This window comes from Cellulomonas sp. P1_G12_2 (assembly GCF_056405535.1).
The window spans coordinates 275,260-294,374 of sequence record NZ_JBFUBX010000002.1 but is presented as its reverse complement, the minus strand read 5'-3'; the positions used below and the strand labels follow the sequence as shown (position 1 = coordinate 294,374).

The following is a 19,115-nucleotide window of genomic DNA, read 5'->3' as shown; positions in this document are numbered from 1 at the left end:
CCTCATGTCGACGACCCTGACCTCCGGGTCGGGCGTGCGGAACCCGGGGGCGGCCGACCAGGCCGCCCCCAGGATCCGGCGCTCGTCCCCGATGCACCGTCGGCGCAGCATCGCCGCGTGGGGCATGGCAGCACCGTTCGTGCTGTTCTTCCTCGTGTTCACGGCGTGGCCGGTGGTGTCGTCGCTCTTCATGAGCGTCACCGACATCAAGAGCCGCGACCTGCAGAACCCGTTCTCCGTGAACCTCGTCGGGTTCGAGAACTTCTCCACCGTGCTCACGGACCCGCTCTTCCAGAAGGCCGCGCTCAACACCCTCTACTTCGTCGTCGTCGGGGTGCCGCTCACGATCCTGCTCGCCCTGGCCATCGCGATCGCCCTGAACACCGGCATCACCAAGCTGTCCGGGTTCTTCCGCGTCGGCTACTACCTGCCGGTGGTCACCTCGATCGTGGCCGTGGCAGTGGTGTGGCGGTTCCTGCTGCAGCCCGAGAACGGGCTGATCAACGAGGTGCTCGGCTGGTTCGGCATCCAGGGGCCGGACTGGCTCGGCAGCACGACGTGGGCCATGCCGTCGCTCATCGCGATGTCGGTGTGGCGCTCGCTCGGCACGCTCGTCGTCATCTTCCTGGCGGGCCTGCAGTCGGTGCCCAAGGCACTGCACGAGGCCAGCGCGCTCGACGGTGCCAACGCGTGGCAGCGGCTGCGCAGCATCACCCTGCCGACGCTGCGCCCGACCATGCTGTTCGCCGGCGTGATCACGGGCATCGGGTTCCTGCAGTTCTTCGAGGAGCCGTTCGTGATGACCCAGGGCGGGCCGCTGAACAGCACGCTGTCGGTGGCGTACCTGATCTACAACACCTTCGGGTTCGGCAACTACGGCGTCGCCGCGGCCATGAGCTACGTGCTGTTCGCCGCCGTCGTCCTGCTGACCGTCATCCAGTTCAAGGTGCTGGGCGAGCGGGACGACGCCACCGGGCGACGCCGACGCTGGTTCCGCCGGACGGGGGGTGCGGCATGACCGCCACCGCCACCGTGACCAAGCCCCGGGGTACGGAGGGTTCCCACCTCGGGGAGCCGCAGGCACGACCGTGGATCTACGCAGTGCTGGGCGTCGGGCTCCTGCTCGTCGTCACCCCGTTCGTGTGGATGCTGCTCGGGTCGTTCAAGTCCGAGGGCGAGCTGCGCGCCAACCCGCCCACGTGGTGGCCGCAGGCACCGACGCTGGACAACTTCCGTGAGCTGTTCACGCGCCTCGACTTCCCGCAGTTCTTCACCAACTCGATCGTCGTCGCCATCGCGGTGACGCTCGGCAACCTGCTGTTCTGCTCGATGCTCGGGTACGCGTTCGCCAAGATCGACTTCTGGGGACGCACCTGGCTGTTCCGGCTGGTGCTGGCCACGCTGATGATCCCCGGGATGGTGACGCTGGTCCCGCTGTTCGTGCTGGTCAGCAACCTGGGCATGGTCAACACGTACTTCGGGCTGATCCTGCCGTTCCTGGCCGGGCCGTTCGGCGTCTTCCTCATGCGGCAGTTCATGCAGGGGATCCCCGACGAGCTGATCGACGCCGCCCGGGTGGACGGCGCCGGGGAGCTGCGGATCTTCTGGCGCGTGGTCCTGCCGCTGTGCCGACCCGCGCTCGCCACGCTCGCGATCCTCACGTTCCTGGGCTCCTGGAACAACTTCCTGTGGCCGCTGGTGGTCGCCAGCACCGAGGACATGTACACGCTGCCGGTGGCGCTCGCGCTCTACAGCGTCGGGCAGAACGCGACCCAGTACGGCCTGCTGCTGGCCGGCTCCGTGGTGGTCGTCGTTCCCGTGCTGGTCGTGTTCCTCGCGCTCCAGCGTCACTTCGTCCAGGGGCTGGCTACCACCGGCCTCAAGACCTGACCTCCGAGAAGGGCTCGATGATGAGACTTCGACCTCTCGCGGCCGCAGCAGCGGCTGCCGCACTCCTGCTCACCGGTGCCACGACCGCCTCCGCCGGCGGCCGGCACCACGACGACGACCTCGGCCTGACCCGCCACGACCGCGCGGACCTGCACCGGTGGGCGACGGACACGTGGACCTCGTTCGTCGCCATGACGGACGAGACCACGGGCCTGCCGGCCGACAACATCGACGCGTCCCTCGATCCCGCCACGCGGTCCGGCTACACCTCGCCGACGAACATCGGCGCGTACCTGTGGTCGACGGTCTCCGCGGAGGAGCTCGGGATCATCGGCAAGCGCGAGGCCCGCGAGCGCATGAAGCAGACCCTCGACACGATCGCCACGATGGAGCGCCACGAGCCGAGCGGCATGTTCTACAACTGGTACGACGAGGCCACCGGCGCCAAGCTCACGCAGTTCCCGACCGGCGAGACGGTCTACCCGTTCCTGTCGACCGTGGACAACGGCTGGTTCGCGGCCGCGCTCATGGTGGTCGCCACCGCCGAGCCGTCCCTGCGCCGGCAGGCCAACGCCCTGCTCGAGCCGATGAACTTCGCGGCGTTCTACGACGCGAACCAGTTCGGCGGCACCAAGCCCGGCATGATGCGCGGTGGCTTCTGGGCCGACCCGCCACCCCAGGCGACCGACCCGGGGACGGTCGCGGGCTCGCCGGTGTACTTCACCAAGAACCACTACGACATCACCAACTCCGAGCCGCGGATCGCCAGCTACATCGGCATCGCCCGCGGCCAGATCCCGCCCGCGCACTACTTCGCGACGGCCCGCACGTTCCCGGCCAGCTGCGACTGGGCCTGGCTGGAGCAGCGCCCGGTCGGGGTGACCCGCACGTACGAGGGCCTCGAGGTGTTCGAGGGCGCGTTCACCTACCGCGGCATGCACATCGTGCCCACGTGGGGCGGCGACATGTTCGAGGAGCTCATGCCCGACCTGTTCGTGCCGGAGTCCGAGTGGGCCCCGAAGAGCTGGGGCGTCAACCACCCGCTCGCGGTGCGCGCGCACATCGAGCACGGCCTGGTCGAGGCCGGCTACGGCTACTGGGGCTTCTCCCCCGCCAGCGACCCGTTCGCCAACTACGACGTCTACGGGGTCGACGCGATCGGCATGAACCCCGAGGGGTACCCGTCCGATGCGGAGAAGACGAACGTCGACGCCGGCTACGAGGGCTGCCGCCCGGCGACCAACCCGACACCGACGTTCGGTGACGGAGTCGTCACGCCGCACGCCTCGTTCCTCGCTCTGCCGTACGCACCCCGCGAGGCCGTCGACAACCTGCGCAAGATCGAGACGGTCCTCGGCGCGTACGGGGACGGCGGGTTCTACGACGCGGTCGCCGTGCGCTCGAACACCCAGGCGGAGCGGTACCTCTCCCTCGACCAGGGCATGGTGCTGGGCGCGGTGGGCAACGTGCTCGGCGGCGGCATCCTGCACGACTCCTTCGGCACCCGTCAGGTGGAGAAGGTCCTGCGCCCGCTCATCGGCCAGGAGGAGTTCGGCGCGGGGGTCGTCAAGTGACCGACGCACGCACGGACTGGGAGGACCGGATCGGTCGGCGCTCCGACACGGCTGCGGCAGGTGCGATCCCCGTGCTGGCACCTCCCGCGGGCCTCTACGCGGCCCCCGGGGTCGGTCAGGTGTCGCTGCACTGGGAGCCGGTGCAGGGCGCGGTCGGCTACCAGGTGATCCGTGACGGCGTCCCGCTGGACCACCTCGGGGGCGACGTCCTCGCGGTGCCGCACCGGCCGTACGCGGACACCACCGGCGAGCCCGGCGTGCCGCACAGGTACGCCGTGGCCACCGTGACCGACGTCGACGTGACGGGTCCGGGGGGCGACGAGGTGGTCGCCGCCTCGCTGCCCGTCGGTGATCCCGCGGTGGTGGAGGTGCTCGTGGACCTCGACACCGTGGTCCGGGAGCTGCCCCGGCCCTGGCGGCCGATGATCGGCTCGGAGCACCTCAGCCTGCTGCTCAGCGACGAGTCGGTCGGCGGGCAGAGCATCGCCGCCGACCTGACCAGCGCGCTGCGCGCGGCGCACGACGAGCTCGGCGTGGCCACCGTCCGGGCGCACGCGATCCTGTGCGACGACCTCGGCGTGTACCGCGAGGTCGACGGGGAGCCGGTGCACGACTTCACCGGTGTCGACGCCACCTACGACGCGCTGCTCGCCCTGGGCCTGCGGCCGGTGGTCGAGCTGTCGTACATGCCGCGCGACCTGGCGTCGGACCCGGACGTGACCGTGTTCGGGTACGCCGCGATCGTGTCCCCGCCCAAGGACTGGGACCGCTGGGGCGCGCTGATCACCGACCTCGTCGGTCACCTGGTCCAGCGCTACGGGCTGGACGAGGTTCGCGAGCGCTGGTCGTTCGAGGTGTGGAACGAGCCCAACCTCGAGGTGTTCTGGTCGGGCACGCGCGAGGAGTTCTGGCGTCTGTACGACATGACGGTGAACGCCGTGCGCGCGGTCGACGACCGGCTCGTGGTCGGGGGGCCGTCCACGGCGGCGGCGGGCTGGGTGGACGGGCTGCTCGAGCACGTCGCCGGGTCCGGCGCTCCGGTCGACTTCGTCTCGACCCACACCTACGGCAACGCGCCGCTGGACCTGCGGGCGACGCTCGCGCGGCACGGGCGCGAGGACGCCGAGATCTGGTGGACCGAGTGGGGCGTGAGCCCGACGCACTTCGGCAACGCCAACGACGGGGTGTTCTCCGCGGCGTTCCTCGCCCGTGGGATGCGTTCCGCGGCCGGCCGGATCGAGGCGCTCTCCTACTGGGTGGTGTCCGACCAGTTCGAGGAGCTGGGCCGCCCGCCGCGGCTGCTGCACGGCGGTTTCGGGCTGCGCACGGTCGGCGAGCTGCGCAAGCCACGCTGGTGGGCCCTGTGGCTGCTGGAGCAGCTGGGGTCCGACGAGGTCGCGGCGACCCTGACCGGGGACGGCGCGGACAGCCTGGTCGAGGCGTGGGCGTCGCGCGACGACGACAGGGTCGCGATCGCGCTCTGGAACGGCACGCTGGACCAGAGCAAGGTCGACGGGTCCGCCGCGCTGGAGCGGAGGGTGCACCTGGTGCTGGACGGGCTCCCGCCGGGGTCGTGGACGGTGCGCGAGTCGCGGATCGACGCGGACCACTCGAACATCGCGGCCGTGTGGTCGTCGCTGTCCGACGGCGCCGACTGGCCGACCGACGACCAGTGGGCGACCCTGCGCGCAGCCGACCGGCTGGCCGTGACCGAGCGGCCTCTGGACGGCTCCTCGATCGAGGTCCACCTGCCCAACCCGGCCATCGTCCTGGTCGAGCTGGTTCGCGTGTGAGCTCGTGGTGGCGCAGCGCCGTCGTCTACCAGGTGTACGTCCGCTCGTTCCTGGACGGCGACGGCGACGGCGTCGGTGACCTGGCAGGTCTGACCGCCGGGCTCGACGCCGTCGCCCGCCTGGGCGTCGACGCCCTCTGGCTCACGCCGGTGTACCGGTCCCCGCAGGCCGACCACGGGTACGACGTGGCGGACCACCGCGACATCGACCCGCTGTTCGGGGACCTCCCGGCGTTCGACGCGTTCGTGACGGCCGCGCACGACCGCGGCCTGCGGGTGGTGATGGACCTGGTGCCCAACCACGTGTCCGACCAGCACCCGTGGTTCGTCGCGGCCCGGGCGGGTGGTCCGGAGCGGGCGCTGTTCCACGTGCGGTCGCAGCCAAACGGCTGGCGCTCGATGTTCGGCGGTTCGGCATGGGCTCCGTTGCCCGACGGCGACTGGTACCTGCACCTGTTCGCGCCCGAGCAGCCCGACCTCAACTGGGCGCACCCGAGGGTGCAGGAGGACTTCGCGGAGACGCTCCGGTTCTGGCTGGCCCGCGGCGTCGACGGGTTCCGCGTGGACGTCGCCGGCGGGCTGGCCAAGGAGCCGTCGTACGCCGAGGTGCGCCGCGGGGAGGACCACCCGCACTGGGACCGGGCCGAGGTGCACGAGATCTACCGCTCGTGGCGGCGCGTGCTCGGCCCCGACGTCCTCGCGGTCGCCGAGGCGTGGGGGCCGCCGGAGCGCACCGCCGCGTTCGCCCGCGCCGACGAGCTGGGTCAGGCCTTCGCGTTCGACGTCCTGCGCACCCCGTGGTCCGCGGCCGCGCTGCGCCGGACCGTCGACGCGCAGCTGGCCGCCCATCGCGCCGTCGGCGCCCTGCCCGCCTGGGTGGTCGGCAACCACGACGCAGCCCGAGCCGCGACGCGCCTGGGACCGGAGCGCGCCCTCGCCCTGCACCTGTTCCTGCTCGCGCTGCCAGGCGCCTTCTACCTCTACGCGGGCGACGAGCTGGGCCTGCCCGAGGTCGACGTGCCGGCCGAGGCCTGGCAGGACCCGCAGTCGGTACGGTCCGGTGGACGGCTGCCCAACCGCGACGGCGCCCGGATCCCTCTGCCGTGGACGTCGGGCCGGCACCTCGGATTCACCACGGGCGACCCGTGGCTGCCGATCCCGGCGGAGTGGTCCGCGTACGCCCGCGACCGGCAGGAAGCGGACCCGTCCTCGACCTGGTCGGTGCTCCGCCGGGCGCTCGCCGTGCGGTCGGGGGTCTGGACCGCCGAGGACCTGACCTGGGAGGACGCGCGGCCCGGGGTGCTGGTCGGCCGGCGCGGCCACGCGCGCGTGGTGCTCAACGCGTCGTCCCGGCCCTGGCCCGTGCCCGACGGTGCCGCCGTGGTCGTGCGGAGCGTCCCCGGCGCAGACGCGGCAGTCGTCACCCCGTCGGAGTGTGCCTGGCTGACCGACGGGCCGGTACGTTTCCGAGGATGAGAGCACGGGGTGCGGCGGCGGCGGTCCTGCTCGCTGTCGTGCTCGCGGCGTGCACCCCGAGCCGCGCCGAGTCCCCGCCTCCGCCGTCGCCCACCGCGTCCGCCAGCCCGACGCCCACGGCGGAGCCGACCGATCCTGAGACGCTCCGCGCGACCGGCACACCTGTCACCTCCGGTGCGGTCACCCTCACCGTGTCGCCGCCGAGCACCGACGTGCGAGCCGACGACGACGGGTCCGTCCACGTGACCACCGCCGGCGAGACGCTGGTCGTCGCGCCCGCGGGGATGACGGTGACCGCGCTCTCGGACGGCTCCGCCGTCGTCCGCGATGCCGGCGGGGCGTTCGTCGGGGGACTCGTCACCGAGCCGCGGGGTGCGATCCTCAGCCAGGTCGGTCCCGAGGCCCTGCGGCTCGACACGGGTTCCGGCCTCTGGTTCACCACGGCGGTCGTGCTCGGCGCCGTCTGGGGCGAGGCCGAGGGCGGGCTCTCGCTCGCGGTCACCCCCAGCGCGTGGGCACGTGCCGGCAGCCGGGCCGCGCAGGAAGGGCTGTGGGCGCAGGTCGTGGCGCAGGCGCCGGACGCCGACAGCCCCGGAATGCAGGCGCAGCTGGAGTGCCACGAGCTGGGCGCGCCGGACAAGGCCACCTGGAACCTCGAGCCCTGGCGGCCGGACGTCGGCGTGGTCGAGATGATCACGGCGCGCTGCAACCCGACCTGACACACGCTCGGCCCGCCTCCCGCGTGATGCGCAGGGAGGCGGGCCGGGCTGCCGTCGCCTCGGGGGGTGGAGGCGTCGGGTCGACGCGCCGGGTCGGCGCGCAGTCGGGGATCAGCGCTTGTGCTTCTCCGGGACGGGGGCATCGCCGGACGCCCGCTGCGCCCGGTAGTAGGCCCGCGCCTCGTCCTGCCGGGCCTGCTCGGCGCCCGACGCGATCGGGGCGCGCAGGTGCGCCTGCTCGTAGCCGAAGGCGTCGACCAGGGACTGCGCGTGCGGGCGCAGCCGGGCCAGCAGCCGGTCGATGTAGGACGTGACCGTCCGGGCGCGGCCCGCGGACAGCCGGCCGTTGAGCAGGTACCAGGTGAGGTGGCGCTCGATGAGCGTGAGCCCGAACAGGTCGCGCACCCAGGTGAGGATCTGGCGGGTGCCGGGGTCGGTGACGCGCTCGAGCGCGGCGGTGAACGACTCCCACTGGACCAGCTCGGCGTGCGCGCGGGCGGCCTCGACGAGCTCGTGCTGGTGCGCGTTGAACAGTGCCGCAGCCGTGGCGGGGTCGGCCTTCTGGGCCGGGCGCAGCGCCTGGGCGATCTCGGCGACCATCGTCTCGACGCGGTCCACCAGCAGCTCGCGCTGGGTGGCCGTCTCGCGCAGCTGGCCGGCCGAGCGGCGCGGGTCGCCGACGTCGGCGATCGTCTGCACGGCCCGGTGCAACGGCGTGCGGTACCGGGCGGCGTCGGACGCGCGCTCGGCCACCATGCGGGCGACCTTCGTCGCGTCGAGGTGCTTGAAGCTCTTCGAGTAGTCGGTGAGCAGGCGCTTGCCGACGAGCTGCAGCAGGACCGTGTTGTCGCCCTCGAACGTCGCGTACACGTCGAGGTCGGCGCGCAGGCTGGTCAGGCGGTTCTCGGCCAGGAACCCGGCACCGCCGCAGGCCTCGCGCGCCACCTGGAGGGTGTTCAGCACGTGCCAGGTCGACGCCGGCTTGAGCGCGGCGGCCAGCGTCTCCAGGTCCTCGCGCGTCTCCGGGGTGTCGTTGCGGCCCGAGAACACGTCGTCGAACGCGGCGAGCAGGTCCTCGTGCGCGAACCCGGCGGCGTACGTCTCCGCGAGCAACGGGAGCAGGCGTCGCTGGTGCTCCGCGTAGTCGAGGATCACGACCTCCTCGGTGGGCGACGCCGCGTTGAACTGGCGGCGCTGGTTGCCGTAGGTGATCGCGATGGTCAGGCCGAGGCGGGCGCCCGTGACCGCGGCACCGTCGAGCGAGACACGGCCCTGCACGAGCGTGCCGAGCATGGTGAAGAACCGGCGGCCGGGGCTCGCGATGGGCGACGAGTAGGTGCCGTCCTCGGCGACGTCGCCGTACCGGTTGAGCAGGTTGGTGCGCGGGATGCGGACCTGGTCGAACCAGAGCCGGCCGTTGTCGATGCCGTTGAGGCCCCCCTTGAGCCCGTCGTCCTCGCCGCCGACGCCGGGCAGGAACTCCATCGTCTCCGGGTCGCGCAGCGGGACGTAGAAGGCGTGCACCCCGTGGTCGACACCCGCGGTCACCAGGCGGGCGAAGACGGTCGCCGCCGTGCCGTGCAGAGCGGCGTTGCCCAGGTAGTCCTTCCACGCCGCGCGGAACGGCGTGTGGATGACGAACTCCTGCGTCGCCGGGTCGTACGTCGCGGTGGTGCCGATCGCGGCGACGTCCGAGCCGTGGCCGGTCTCCGTCATCGCGAAGGCGCCCGGGACCGCGAGCGAGAGGGAGTCGGCCAGGAACTCGTCGTGGTTGCGCTCGGTGCCCAGGTGGTAGATGGCCGAGGCGAACAGCCCCCACTGCACGCCCGACTTGATCTGCAGCGACGGGTCCGCGTGCGTCAGCTCCTCGAACCGCGCCAGGAAGCCACCGTGGTCCTCGGCGCCCCCGAACCGCTCCGGGAACGAGCGGTGCACGTCACCCTCGGCGACCAGCAGCCGCAGCTGGCCGATGACCCGCTCGCGGTGCTCGGCCAGGGTCAGGCCCTCGATCCGGTGGAACCGCTCGTCGGCCATGAGGTTGCGGGCGGCGAGGCGCAGCTCGGGGTAGTGCCCCAGCAGGACCTTGCTCAGGTGGGCGATGTCGACGTTGCGGACGTCCGCGTCGAGCCGCGGGTCGCCAGAACCGGGCGCGTCGACGGTGGGGCGCGGGGTGGTGGTGGTCATCGGGACTCCTCCGGGGCGTGCGTGTGGTCGGGGGACGTGCGGTTGCGGTCACGGGCGAGCAGCCCGACGGGTCCGGCCCAGAGCCATGCGGCGACCTGGGCGGTGAGCTCCTCGCGGTCCGGGCTGGCGGGCTCGTCGCGGTGGGCCAGCCACCACTCGCCGGAGCCGCGGACGAAGCCGACGGCGCCGGCGGCCCACGACTCGGCCAGCGCGACGCGGGCGGCGAGAGCCGAGTCGTCCTCCTGGGAGGCCTCGGGCCTCCGAGCCGTCCTCCGCCCCTCGTGCTCCTCGGTGAGCCCGCGGGCGAACGGGGCGGCGACCAGCGCGGTCACCGAGTCGAGGAAGTGCCCGAGCGGTCCGCCGGACTCGACGGAGCCGTTGCGCGTGACGAACGCGTAGACGTTGGGCGACGACTCGATCATCTCGAGGTACACCGCGACCATCGCGCGCAGGCCGTCTCGGGGGGTCGGCGCGATCCGCAGGACGCCCTCGAGCGCCCCCTGGATCTGGAGCACGACGGCCTCGGCGACGGCGATCTGCAGGCCGGTCTTGTCGGCGAAGTACCGGTAGACGATCGACTTGGAGGTGCCCGCCGCGGCGGCGATCTCCTCCATCGACACGTCCGGACCCTTGTGGTGGACGGTCCGGCGGGCGATGCGGACGAGCTCCGCGCGGCGTGCCTCGCGGTGGTCGGCCCAGCGGGTCGAGCGACCGTCGGCGGCAAAGGCGTCGTCCGGCGGTCGGCGGGTCGCAGGGGGGGTCGGCAAGGCCGGTCGCGCACGACCGGCCTCGGAGTTCAGCAGCGTGAGGGCCGTCGCCTTCGACGGGCCCGGTGTGACAGGGCTCACGAGACCGAAGGTATCAGGTACTGTGGGTTTCGGACACCACGTCATCATCCTCGAGCGCCCCGCGCTCGGTCCCCCGCTCAGCGACGATGCGAGAGGAACGCGCCTCATGGCCCGACCCACCCCCACCCCGAGCGTCCGCAAGGCCTACGTGCTCGGCGGCAACCGGATCCCCTTCGCCCGCGCCGGCGGACCGTACGTCCGCGCCAGCAACCAGGACATGCTCACCGCCGCGATCGACGGGCTGGTCGCCCGGTACGGCCTCCAGGGCGAGCGCATCGGCGAGGTCGCCGCGGGTGCCGTGCTCAAGCACAGCAAGGACTTCAACCTCACCCGCGAGTCCGTCCTCGGCTCGGCCCTCTCCGCCGAGACCCCCGCGTACGACGTCCAGCAGGCCTGCGCGACCGGCCTGGAGACCGTCGTCTCCCTGAGCAACAAGATCCGCCTCGGCCAGCTCGAGTCCGCGATCGCCGGCGGCGTCGACTCCACGTCGGACGCGCCCATCGCGGTGAGCAACCGGCTGCGCCGCGCGCTGCTCGACCTGTCCCGCGCGCGTTCCGTCGGGCAGAAGCTCGCGGCCGTCGCGAAGATCCGCCCGAAGGACCTCGCTCCGTCGGCGCCGAACACGGGCGAGCCGCGCACGCACCTGTCGATGGGCGAGCACCAGGCCCTGACCACCGCGCAGTGGGGCATCACGCAGGAGGCGCAGGACGAGGTCGCGCTGGCCAGCCACCAGAGGCTCGCCGCGGCCTACGACTCCGGGTTCTTCGACGACCTGGTCACCCCGTTCCGCGGCCTGACGCGCGACGCCAACCTGCGCGCCGACTCCTCGCTGGAGAAGCTGGCCAAGCTCAAGCCCGCGTTCGGCCTCGGCCTGGACACGCCCGCGACCATGACGGCCGGCAACTCGACGCCGCTGACCGACGGCGCCTCGGCCGTGCTGCTCGGGTCGCAGGAGTGGGCGGACGCTCACGACCTGGTCCCGCTCGCCTCGCTGGTCGATGCCGAGGCCGGTGCGGTCGACTTCGTGCACGGCGACGACGGCCTGCTCATGGCCCCCGCGTTCGCGGTACCGCGGCTGCTCGCCCGCAACGGGCTGACCCTGGCCGACTTCGACTACATCGAGATCCACGAGGCGTTCGCGGCCACCGTGCTCACGACGCTGGCCGCGTGGGAGTCCGAGGAGTTCGGGGTTTCCCGACTCGGCCTGGAGGGCGCCTTCGGTTCCGTCGACCGCGCCAAGCTCAACGTGCACGGCTCGTCGCTCGCCGCGGGGCACCCGTTCGCCGCGACCGGTGGACGGATCATCGCGACCATCAGCAAGGAGCTGCACCGCCGGAAGGTGGCGTCCGGCTCGGACACGCCCGTGCGTGCGCTCGTGTCCATCTGCGCAGCCGGCGGGCTGGGCCTCACCGCGATCCTCGAGGCGGCATGACCATGACGGACACCTACCTGAACCTGGTCAACAGCGGGTTCACCAAGAAGCTCGCGAAGCAGCTGGGTCTCCCCCAGCCGGCGCCCCTCAAGCGCTACGCGGCCGGGCAGCCGCTGGTCGAGGGGGCCGTGCTGGTGCTCGGCCGGGGCTCCGAGTCCGACGCGCTCGCCGGGCTGCTGTCCGCCGACTGGAACCTCGACGTGCACCGCCACGCGACGCCCGGCACGCGGTACTCCGCGGTCGTCCTGTCCCTCACCGAGCTGACCCACCCGGACCAGCTGTCGGAGCCCGTGCTCGAGGTCGGCGCCGTCCTGAAGTCGCTGCCCCGCGGCGGTCGGGTCATCACCGTCTCGCGCGCAGCCGTCGCCGACGACGCCCCCGCGGTCGCCGCGGCCCGCCAGGGCGTTGACGGGCTGCTGCGGTCGCTGGCCAAGGAGCTGCGCGGCGGCGCCACCGGCAACGGCGTCGTGCTCGCGAACGACGTGCCGGTCACCGCGCCGTCGGTCGTCGGCGCGGTGCGGTTCTTCCTGTCCACCCGGTCCGCCTTCGTCGACGGGCAGCTGCTGGCCGTCGACTCGGTCGCCGGCTCGCTGCCGGAGGACTGGGACACGCCGCTGGCCGGGCGCGTCGCCGTGGTCACCGGGGCCGCGCGCGGGATCGGCGCCTCCATCGCCGACACCCTCGCCCGCGACGGCGCCACCGTGGTCGCGGTCGACGTCCCCGCCGCCGGCGAGCAGCTGGTGGCCGTGGCCAACCGGGTGCGCGGCACCGCGCTGCAGCTCGACGTGACCGCCGAGGACGCCGGTGCGCGTCTGCTGGAGCACGCGCTGCAGCGGCACGGGCGGCTCGACATCGTCGTGCACAACGCCGGCATCACGCGCGACAAGCTGCTGGCCAACATGACGCCCGAGAAGTGGGACTCAGTCCTGGCGGTGAACATCGCGTCGCAGCTGCGGATCAACGAGGCGCTGCTGACGTCTGGCGACTTCACCGACGCACCGCGCATCGTGTCGCTGGCGTCCACGTCGGGCATCGCCGGCAACCGAGGCCAGACCAACTACGCCGCGTCCAAGGGCGGGGTCATCGGTATGGTCCGGGCCACCGCGCCGCTGCTCGAGGCGTTCGGCGGTACCGCCAACGCCGTCGCCCCCGGGTTCATCGAGACCGAGATGACCGCGCGCATCCCCGCCGTCACTCGGCAGGTGGCCCGTCGGCTCAACTCGCTGCAGCAGGGCGGGCAGCCGGTGGACGTCGCCGAGACGGTCGCGTTCCTGGCCTCCCCCGCGGCCGGCGGGATCGTGGGCCGCGTGCTGCGCGTGTGCGGGCAGAACATGGTGGGCCAGTGACGAGGACCGTCGTCCTGCCGTCCGTCCCCGCCCTGGGCGGGCTCTTCGCCCGCGGCGCGGGGCTCTCGTTGCAGCGTCGCGTCCGATCCGGCCCGACGACGCTGCCCGACGTCGACTACGTCGTCCGCGGGGTGCGTGCTGACGCTTCGCACCTCACCGCGTACCAGCACCTGCTCGGCGAGTCCGCGAGCGACCAGCTGCCGGCGGGGTTCGTGCACGTGCTGGCGTTCCCCGTGGCGACCGCGCTCATGGTCCGGTCCGACTTCCCCCTGCCGCTGGTCGGACTGGTGCACGTGGCCAACCACGTCACGCAGGTGCGGCCCGTCCTGCTGGGCGAGACGTTCGACGTCCGCGCGTCGGCGGCCGACCTGCGCCCGCACCGGTCCGGCACGCAGGTGGACCTGATCACCGAGGTGTCGACCGACGGCACGGTCGCGTGGCGCGGGGTGTCCACCTACCTGGCGCGCGGGGTGTTCCTGGCAGGGTCGGTCGACGAGTCGTCGGACCCCTTCGTCCCGCCGACCCCGACAGGGCGCTGGACGCTCGCCGGCGACACCGGCCGCCGGTACGCCGCCGTGTCCGGCGACCGGAACCCGATCCACCTGACCGCGCTCACGGCGAAGGCGTTCGGGTTCCCGCGGGCCATCGCGCACGGCATGTACACCGCGTCGCGCGCACTGGCTGACGTCGGTGCCGCGCGCGGGGACGCGTTCGACTGGTCGGTCGAGTTCGTGAAGCCGGTCCTGCTGCCCGGCACGGTCACCGTCCGCATCGCCCACGACGGCGACGTGTTCGCGTTCGCCGGCTGGGACGCCCGCTCCGGCAAGCCGCACCTGACGGGCTCGGTCACCCTGCTGCGCTGACGGGCCGGGTCGTCGTCGACCCGGCCCGCCCGAGGTTGCTCAGAGGTCAGCCGGTCGCAGGACGAACGTGATCGCGTGCGCGATCTGCACGTTGCCCGCGTTCAGGTCGAGCTTGCCGCGGATCAGGAACGGGTTGAGGTCGTTGCGGTCCTGGTCGCGCAGCTGCACGATCCCCCAGCGCTTCGAGAGCACGTCGACGGTGAACGTGCCGCCCTGCGCGGTGGTGAGGACGGCGTTGTCGCTGGCCAGCGCCGTGGCCGAGTCGATCGTCGCGCCCGCGACGACGTGGTAGAGCAGCACCTGCTCGATCGCGTCGATGCCGACCGCGCCCGCGAGCGCGGTGAGCACCTGCTCCTCCGTGCCGTACCAGCGGTGGGTCAGGTCCTTGGCCAGCAGCTGGAAGGCGCGGTCCGTGGGGACGAACGCGGTCAGCGGGACCGTGCCGTCGGCCAGGACGGCGACCGGGCTGGTCGGCTTGGCGGCGAGCACCGCACCGACGGCCTGGTCGAGGATGTCGAAGTCGTACCAGTTCCGGTCGAAGGTGTCCCCGTCCGAGGTGAGCAGGGCGGCCAGGCTCGACGTGCCGGTGGGCGCCGCGGTCGCGGCGGGCGCCAGGGCGACCCCGGCTCCGGCGACCAGGCCGGCGGCGACGAGGGTGGAGAGCGTGCGACGGATCCTCATGGTGGCTCCTACGGACGACGGTCGCGGCCGACGCCGTGCGCCGCGCCGCGCGGACGCCGGAGGGCGCCCTGTGTCCTCTTCGCCCGTTCCCCCGCGCCCGGATGCACGTCGAGGCCGCCGCGGACGAGATCGTGCGTTCGGCACGAGATCGCGGGTGTGAACTGACGATCTCGTGCCGAACCCACGAGCTCGCGCCGGGGACCTCGCGAGAGGTCAGTCGTCCAGGGCCGGTCCGCACGCTGCCGCGGCGGTCGCCGCCAGGTGGTCCAGGCCGTGCACCGCGAGCAGCGGGCGGGTGTCGTCGACGACCGCCCAGCAGCCGTCGACCACCTCGTAGCGGACGGCCGGACCCGTGGCGAGGTACTCGGTCAGGGCCGTGATCAGGCGGTCGACGGACTCGCTGGTGGTGCCGACGCCGACCGACGCGCGGATGGCGCCGTTCGACGCGCCCAGGTGTGCCAGCAGCGGGTGAGCGCAGAACCGGCCGTCGCGGACGCCGATCCCGTGCTCGGCGGCGAGGTACGCGGCGACCAGGCCCGGGTCGTGGTCCGGCACCGTGAACGTGAGGACGCCGACCGGTGCCGCGGAGTCCGGCCAGATGCGCGCGATCTCCACGCCGTCGATGGCCGACAGCCCCTGGACCAGGCGCTCACGCAGCGCCTCCTCGTGCGCGGCGAGGGCACCAGCCGGAAGGGCCGCGAGCTGGTCGCAGGCCTCCGCGAGCGCGATCGCGCCGAGCACGTTGGGCGACCCGGCCTCGTGCCGCGCCGGCGCCGGCTGCCAGACCGTCCGGTCCGCCCGCACGTCGCGCACCGCACCTCCCCCTGCGAGGTATGGCGTGCCGGTGTCGAGCCAGTCGCGACGGCCGACGAGGGCCCCCGCCCCGAACGGTGCGTACGTCTTGTGCCCCGAGAACGCGACGTAGTCGGCGTCCGTCCCGGCCAGCGAGAAGCCCCGGTGCGGCACCAGCTGGGCGCCGTCCACCGCCACGCGGGCACCCTCGGCGTGGGCGAGCGCGACGACCTGGTCGATCGGCAGCGCCTCCCCCGTCACGTTCGACGCGCCGGTGATCGTGACCAGCGCGTACGGCTGGCGGGCGAGCTCGTCGCGCAGGGCGTCGAGGGTCGCGGCGACGGTCGACGCGATCGGCAGGATGGTGGTCCGATTGCCGTGCCGCTCGGAGGACTGCACCCACGGCAGCAGGTTGGCGTGGTGCTCGACGTCCAGCACCAGGACGCGGCCCCCCGACGGGACGACGCCGGCCAGCAGGTTGAGCGAGTCCGTGGTGTTGCGGGTGATGATCGCGACGTCGTCGGGACGGGCGTCGACGAACCGCGCGATGGTCTGGCGCGCGGACTCGTACAGCGCGGTGGACACCTGGGACAGGTACCCGGCGCCGCGGTGCACGGACGCGTACAGCGGCAGGACCTCGGTGACGCGGGCGGCGACGGCCTCGAGCGCCGGGGCACTGGCCGCGTAGTCGAGGTTGGCGTAGACGCGGTGCGTGCCGTCCACCAGCGGGACGGTGGTAGTGCCGCCGACCACGGGGAGCAGGGCGCTCACCTCGGTCGCACACGAGAGGCGCTCGGCGGTGACAGTCATGGTGGGTCCTCCGACACGTTCCGGGGGAACACCCGTCGAACAGGTGGGACCCCGCGCTTGCCGAGCCCCGGACGGGACGCGGCCAGGTCGTCACCCGGGGCACCCCACCGCGGAGGAGGGTTGCCGGCCAGCGAGCCGGGGCTTGACGCTGGCGCTCATGACCTGCAACGAGGGTCCCGGCACCTCCCCGTGGCTGTCAACGCGCCGCGGGCTTCGTCTCGCCCACCGGGACGCCTTGTCCACCACTTGGAAGGAGGGTCCCGCCGCGCGTAGCATCACGGCCACCATCCAGAGCGGCTGAGAGATCTGGCTCGACGACGCCGCAGCAACCCGCGGGCACCCTGTGCCCGGCCGAGGGTGCTACCGCCAGGACCGATGAGACGAGGGCCTCGATGAGCTACGCCGGTGACCTGACCCCCCAGCAGGCCTGGGACCTGCTGACGTCCGACGAGAGCGCGGTGCTCGTCGACGTCCGCACGGACGCCGAGTGGCGCTACGTGGGCATCCCCGACTCGGCCCCGATCGACGGTCGCGCCGCCCTGGTCGAGTGGGTGTCGTACCCGTCGGGACGCCCGAACCCACAGTTCCTCAAGCAGCTGGCCGACGCCGGCGTCGCGCCCGGCCGCCCGGTCGTGTTCCTGTGCCGCTCGGGGGTCCGCTCCGTCGCCGCCGCGCAGGCGGCCACCGCGGCGGGCCTCGGCCCGGCCTACAACGTGCTCGAGGGCTTCGAGGGCGACGTCGGTCCGGACGGCCACCGCGGCCACTCCGGCTGGCGCGCGGCGGGGCTCCCCTGGCGGCAGGCGTGAGCGACCGGCGCGTCCCCGGGCCCGCCGACTGGGACGACCGCCGCACCCCGCGCACCGACCTGCGCCCGGACACCCTCGCCGTCCGCGGCGGTCTGGTGCGGTCGCAGTTCAACGAGACGTCCGAGGCCCTGTTCCTCACGCAGGGCTACGTCTACTCCGCCGCCGCCGAGGCCGAGGCCGCGTTCGCCGGGGAGGCCGACCGCTTCCTGTACTCCCGCTACGGCAACCCGACGGTGTCCACCTTCGAGGAGCGCCTGCGCCTGCTCGAGGGCGCCGAGGCCGCGTTCGCCACGGCGTCGGGCATGTCGGCGGTGTTCACGTCGATCGCCGCGATCGTGCAGTCGGGGTCGCGCATCGTCTCCGCCCGGGCGCTGTTCGGCTCCACCGTGGTGATCTTCGAGGAGATCCTGGCCAAGTGGGGCGTGCGGACCGACTACGTCGACGGCCACGAGCTGGCGCAGTGGCAGGAGGCGCTCTCCACGCCGGCCGACGTCGTGTTCTTCGAGACGCCGTCCAACCCGATGCAGGACCTGGTCGACATCGCCGCGGTCAGCCGGCTCGCGCACGCCGCAGGCGCCACGGTGATCGTCGACAACGTGTTCGCCACCCCCGTCCTGTCCCGGCCGCTGGAGCTGGGCGCGGACGTCATCGTGTACTCCGCGACCAAGCACATCGACGGCCAGGGCCGCGTGCTCGGCGGCGCGATCCTGGGCACCGACGAGTACATCCACGGCCCGGTGCAGACGCTCATCCGGAACACCGGACCGTCGCTGTCGGCGTTCAACGCGTGGGTGCTGCTCAAGGGGCTGGAGACGTTGTCGCTGCGCGTCCGGCACCAGACGGCGTCGGCCCTGCAGGTGGCCACGTGGCTCGAGCAGCAGCCCGGCGTCTCGCTGGTCCGGTACCCCTACCTTCCGTCGCACCCCCAGCACGAGCTCGCCCTGGCGCAGCAGTCGGGCGGCGGGACCGTCGTGACGTTCAACCTCGCGGTGCCGGACGGGTCGACGCCCGACGTCGCCAAGAAGGTCACGTTCGGCGTGCTCGACGCGCTGCGGATCGTGGACATCTCCAACAACCTCGGCGACGCCAAGTCGATGGTCACCCACCCGGCGACGACCACGCACCGCAAGCTCGGCCCCGAGGGGCGTGCGGCAGTGGGGATCGCCGAGTCGACGATCCGGCTGTCCGTGGGCCTCGAGGACCCCGCGGACCTCATCGACGACCTCACCCTGGCGCTGGCGACCCTCGACGCCTGACCCTGCGCCACACTGACGGCATGCCCCGGTCGTCGTCGCTCGTCCGCCTGCTCGTGGGGCTTCTCGCCGGGGTCGCCGTCGGGCTCGCGATCGACTGGACCTCGGCGGTCGCGGCGGTGCTCGCGGGCTGGGCGACCACGGCGGCGGTCTTCGTGGTCTGGACGTGGGTCGCGGTCGCGCCGATGGACCCGTCGTCCACCGCGTCCCACGCGACCCGTGAGGAGCCGACCCGGTTCGGCGCGCACCTCGTGGTGGTCGCGGCAGCGGTCGTGACGCTGGTCGGGGTCGTCCTCGTGCTCGTCGACAAGGAGATCGGCCAGCTGCTTCCGACGGTCGCCGTGCTGGCCAGCGTGCTGGCGTCGTGGGCGGCCATCCACACCGTGTTCGCGCTCCGGTACGCACGGATGTACCTGACCGACGGCGCGCGCGGGATCGACTTCCACATGGACTCGCCGCCGCGGTACACCGACTTCGCGTACGTCGCCGTGACCGTGGGGATGAGCTTCGCGATCTCCGACACGGACCTCGGCTCGTCGGCCATGCGCCGGACAGCTCTGGTCCACGCGCTGCTCAGCTACCTGTTCGGCACCGTGATCATCGCCCTGCTGGTCAACCTCGTCGCGTCGATGTGACGCCTCATGTCGGT

Annotated in this window: 16 protein-coding genes and 2 riboswitches; of the genes, 12 read left to right on the top strand and 4 right to left on the bottom strand. The window is 72.9% G+C overall.

Annotated features, from left to right (window positions below; genetic code table 11):
* Positions 1 to 4: 4 nt before the first annotated feature.
* From AC1DXT_RS09340 to AC1DXT_RS09315, 6 genes are read left to right on the top strand one after another with little or no spacing between them, the layout of a single operon-like run.
* A complete protein-coding gene (locus AC1DXT_RS09340; RefSeq protein ID WP_477061083.1) occupies positions 5 to 1,018 on the top strand; it encodes a carbohydrate ABC transporter permease in 1,014 nt (337 codons plus the stop codon).
* Positions 1,015 to 1,890, top strand: coding sequence for a carbohydrate ABC transporter permease (locus AC1DXT_RS09335; RefSeq protein ID WP_477061082.1), 876 nt, complete (start codon positions 1,015 to 1,017; stop codon positions 1,888 to 1,890). The genes AC1DXT_RS09340 and AC1DXT_RS09335 overlap by 4 nt, the downstream gene beginning before the upstream one ends.
* A gap of 17 nt (positions 1,891 to 1,907) precedes the next feature.
* The gene (locus AC1DXT_RS09330) at positions 1,908 to 3,464 is read left to right on the top strand and encodes a glucoamylase family protein (protein ID WP_477061081.1); all 1,557 of its coding nucleotides are present in this window, start codon (positions 1,908 to 1,910) and stop codon (positions 3,462 to 3,464) included.
* On the top strand, positions 3,461 to 5,257 hold the full coding sequence (locus AC1DXT_RS09325; RefSeq protein WP_477061080.1) for a GH39 family glycosyl hydrolase: 1,797 nt from the start codon (positions 3,461 to 3,463) through the stop codon (positions 5,255 to 5,257). Before AC1DXT_RS09330 ends, AC1DXT_RS09325 begins: the two co-directional genes overlap by 4 nt.
* Positions 5,254 to 6,732, top strand: a complete 1,479-nt coding sequence (locus tag AC1DXT_RS09320; RefSeq protein ID WP_477061079.1) for an alpha-amylase family glycosyl hydrolase — start codon at positions 5,254 to 5,256, stop codon at positions 6,730 to 6,732. Before AC1DXT_RS09325 ends, AC1DXT_RS09320 begins: the two co-directional genes overlap by 4 nt.
* Entirely contained in the window at positions 6,729 to 7,451 is a 723-nt protein-coding gene (locus AC1DXT_RS09315) for a DUF2599 domain-containing protein (protein ID WP_477061078.1), read from the top strand. Before AC1DXT_RS09320 ends, AC1DXT_RS09315 begins: the two co-directional genes overlap by 4 nt.
* 111 nt (positions 7,452 to 7,562) lie before the next feature.
* Here AC1DXT_RS09315 and AC1DXT_RS09310 read toward each other — a convergent pair whose 3' ends face one another.
* The gene (locus AC1DXT_RS09310) at positions 7,563 to 9,635 is read right to left on the bottom strand and encodes an acyl-CoA dehydrogenase family protein (protein ID WP_477061077.1); all 2,073 of its coding nucleotides are present in this window, start codon (positions 9,633 to 9,635) and stop codon (positions 7,563 to 7,565) included.
* Positions 9,632 to 10,483, bottom strand: coding sequence for a TetR family transcriptional regulator (locus AC1DXT_RS09305; RefSeq protein WP_421743265.1), 852 nt, complete (start codon positions 10,481 to 10,483; stop codon positions 9,632 to 9,634). Before AC1DXT_RS09305 ends, AC1DXT_RS09310 begins: the two co-directional genes overlap by 4 nt.
* A gap of 106 nt (positions 10,484 to 10,589) precedes the next feature.
* On the opposite strand from AC1DXT_RS09305, the gene AC1DXT_RS09300 reads away from it, so the two are divergent.
* Genes AC1DXT_RS09300 through AC1DXT_RS09290 form a run of 3 tightly spaced genes read left to right on the top strand, consistent with a single transcriptional unit; the run spans position 10,590 to position 14,124 of the window.
* Positions 10,590 to 11,915, top strand: a complete 1,326-nt coding sequence (locus AC1DXT_RS09300) for an acetyl-CoA C-acetyltransferase (RefSeq protein WP_477061076.1) — start codon at positions 10,590 to 10,592, stop codon at positions 11,913 to 11,915.
* A gap of 2 nt (positions 11,916 to 11,917) precedes the next feature.
* Positions 11,918 to 13,261: a 3-oxoacyl-ACP reductase gene (locus tag AC1DXT_RS09295; protein WP_477061075.1), complete on the top strand. Its 1,344-nt coding sequence runs from the start codon at positions 11,918 to 11,920 to the stop codon at positions 13,259 to 13,261.
* Complete coding sequence (locus AC1DXT_RS09290; protein ID WP_477061074.1) at positions 13,258 to 14,124, top strand: MaoC/PaaZ C-terminal domain-containing protein; 867 nt, start codon at positions 13,258 to 13,260, stop codon at positions 14,122 to 14,124. The genes AC1DXT_RS09295 and AC1DXT_RS09290 overlap by 4 nt, the downstream gene beginning before the upstream one ends.
* 39 nt (positions 14,125 to 14,163) lie before the next feature.
* Here the strand turns inward: AC1DXT_RS09290 and AC1DXT_RS09285 are convergent, their stop codons facing one another.
* Both AC1DXT_RS09285 and AC1DXT_RS09280 read right to left on the bottom strand, forming a co-directional pair.
* Positions 14,164 to 14,805 carry a fasciclin domain-containing protein gene (locus tag AC1DXT_RS09285; RefSeq protein WP_477061073.1) on the bottom strand — a complete coding sequence of 214 codons (642 nt, stop codon included), beginning with the start codon at positions 14,803 to 14,805 and terminating at the stop codon, positions 14,164 to 14,166.
* A 213-nt stretch (positions 14,806 to 15,018) separates the two neighbouring features.
* Positions 15,019 to 16,407 carry an aminotransferase class V-fold PLP-dependent enzyme gene (locus AC1DXT_RS09280; protein ID WP_477061072.1) on the bottom strand — a complete coding sequence of 463 codons (1,389 nt, stop codon included), beginning with the start codon at positions 16,405 to 16,407 and terminating at the stop codon, positions 15,019 to 15,021.
* 48 nt (positions 16,408 to 16,455) lie between these two features.
* A riboswitch (SAM riboswitch) is annotated at positions 16,456 to 16,570 on the bottom strand.
* Between the two features lie 118 nt (positions 16,571 to 16,688).
* Positions 16,689 to 16,804, top strand: a riboswitch (SAM riboswitch).
* Between AC1DXT_RS09280 and AC1DXT_RS09275 the strand changes: the two genes are divergently transcribed.
* The 3 genes from AC1DXT_RS09275 to AC1DXT_RS09265 all read left to right on the top strand — a co-directional run bounded on the left by AC1DXT_RS09275 (position 16,800) and on the right by AC1DXT_RS09265 (position 19,101).
* A complete protein-coding gene (locus tag AC1DXT_RS09275; protein ID WP_477061071.1) occupies positions 16,800 to 17,213 on the top strand; it encodes a rhodanese-like domain-containing protein in 414 nt (137 codons plus the stop codon). Its footprint overlaps the riboswitch before it by 5 nt.
* 59 nt (positions 17,214 to 17,272) lie before the next feature.
* Positions 17,273 to 18,469 carry an O-succinylhomoserine sulfhydrylase gene (locus tag AC1DXT_RS09270; protein WP_477061627.1) on the top strand — a complete coding sequence of 399 codons (1,197 nt, stop codon included), beginning with the start codon at positions 17,273 to 17,275 and terminating at the stop codon, positions 18,467 to 18,469.
* A gap of 20 nt (positions 18,470 to 18,489) precedes the next feature.
* Positions 18,490 to 19,101, top strand: a complete 612-nt coding sequence (locus AC1DXT_RS09265) for a DUF1345 domain-containing protein (protein WP_477061070.1) — start codon at positions 18,490 to 18,492, stop codon at positions 19,099 to 19,101.
* The last annotated feature ends 14 nt before the right edge of the window (positions 19,102 to 19,115 follow it).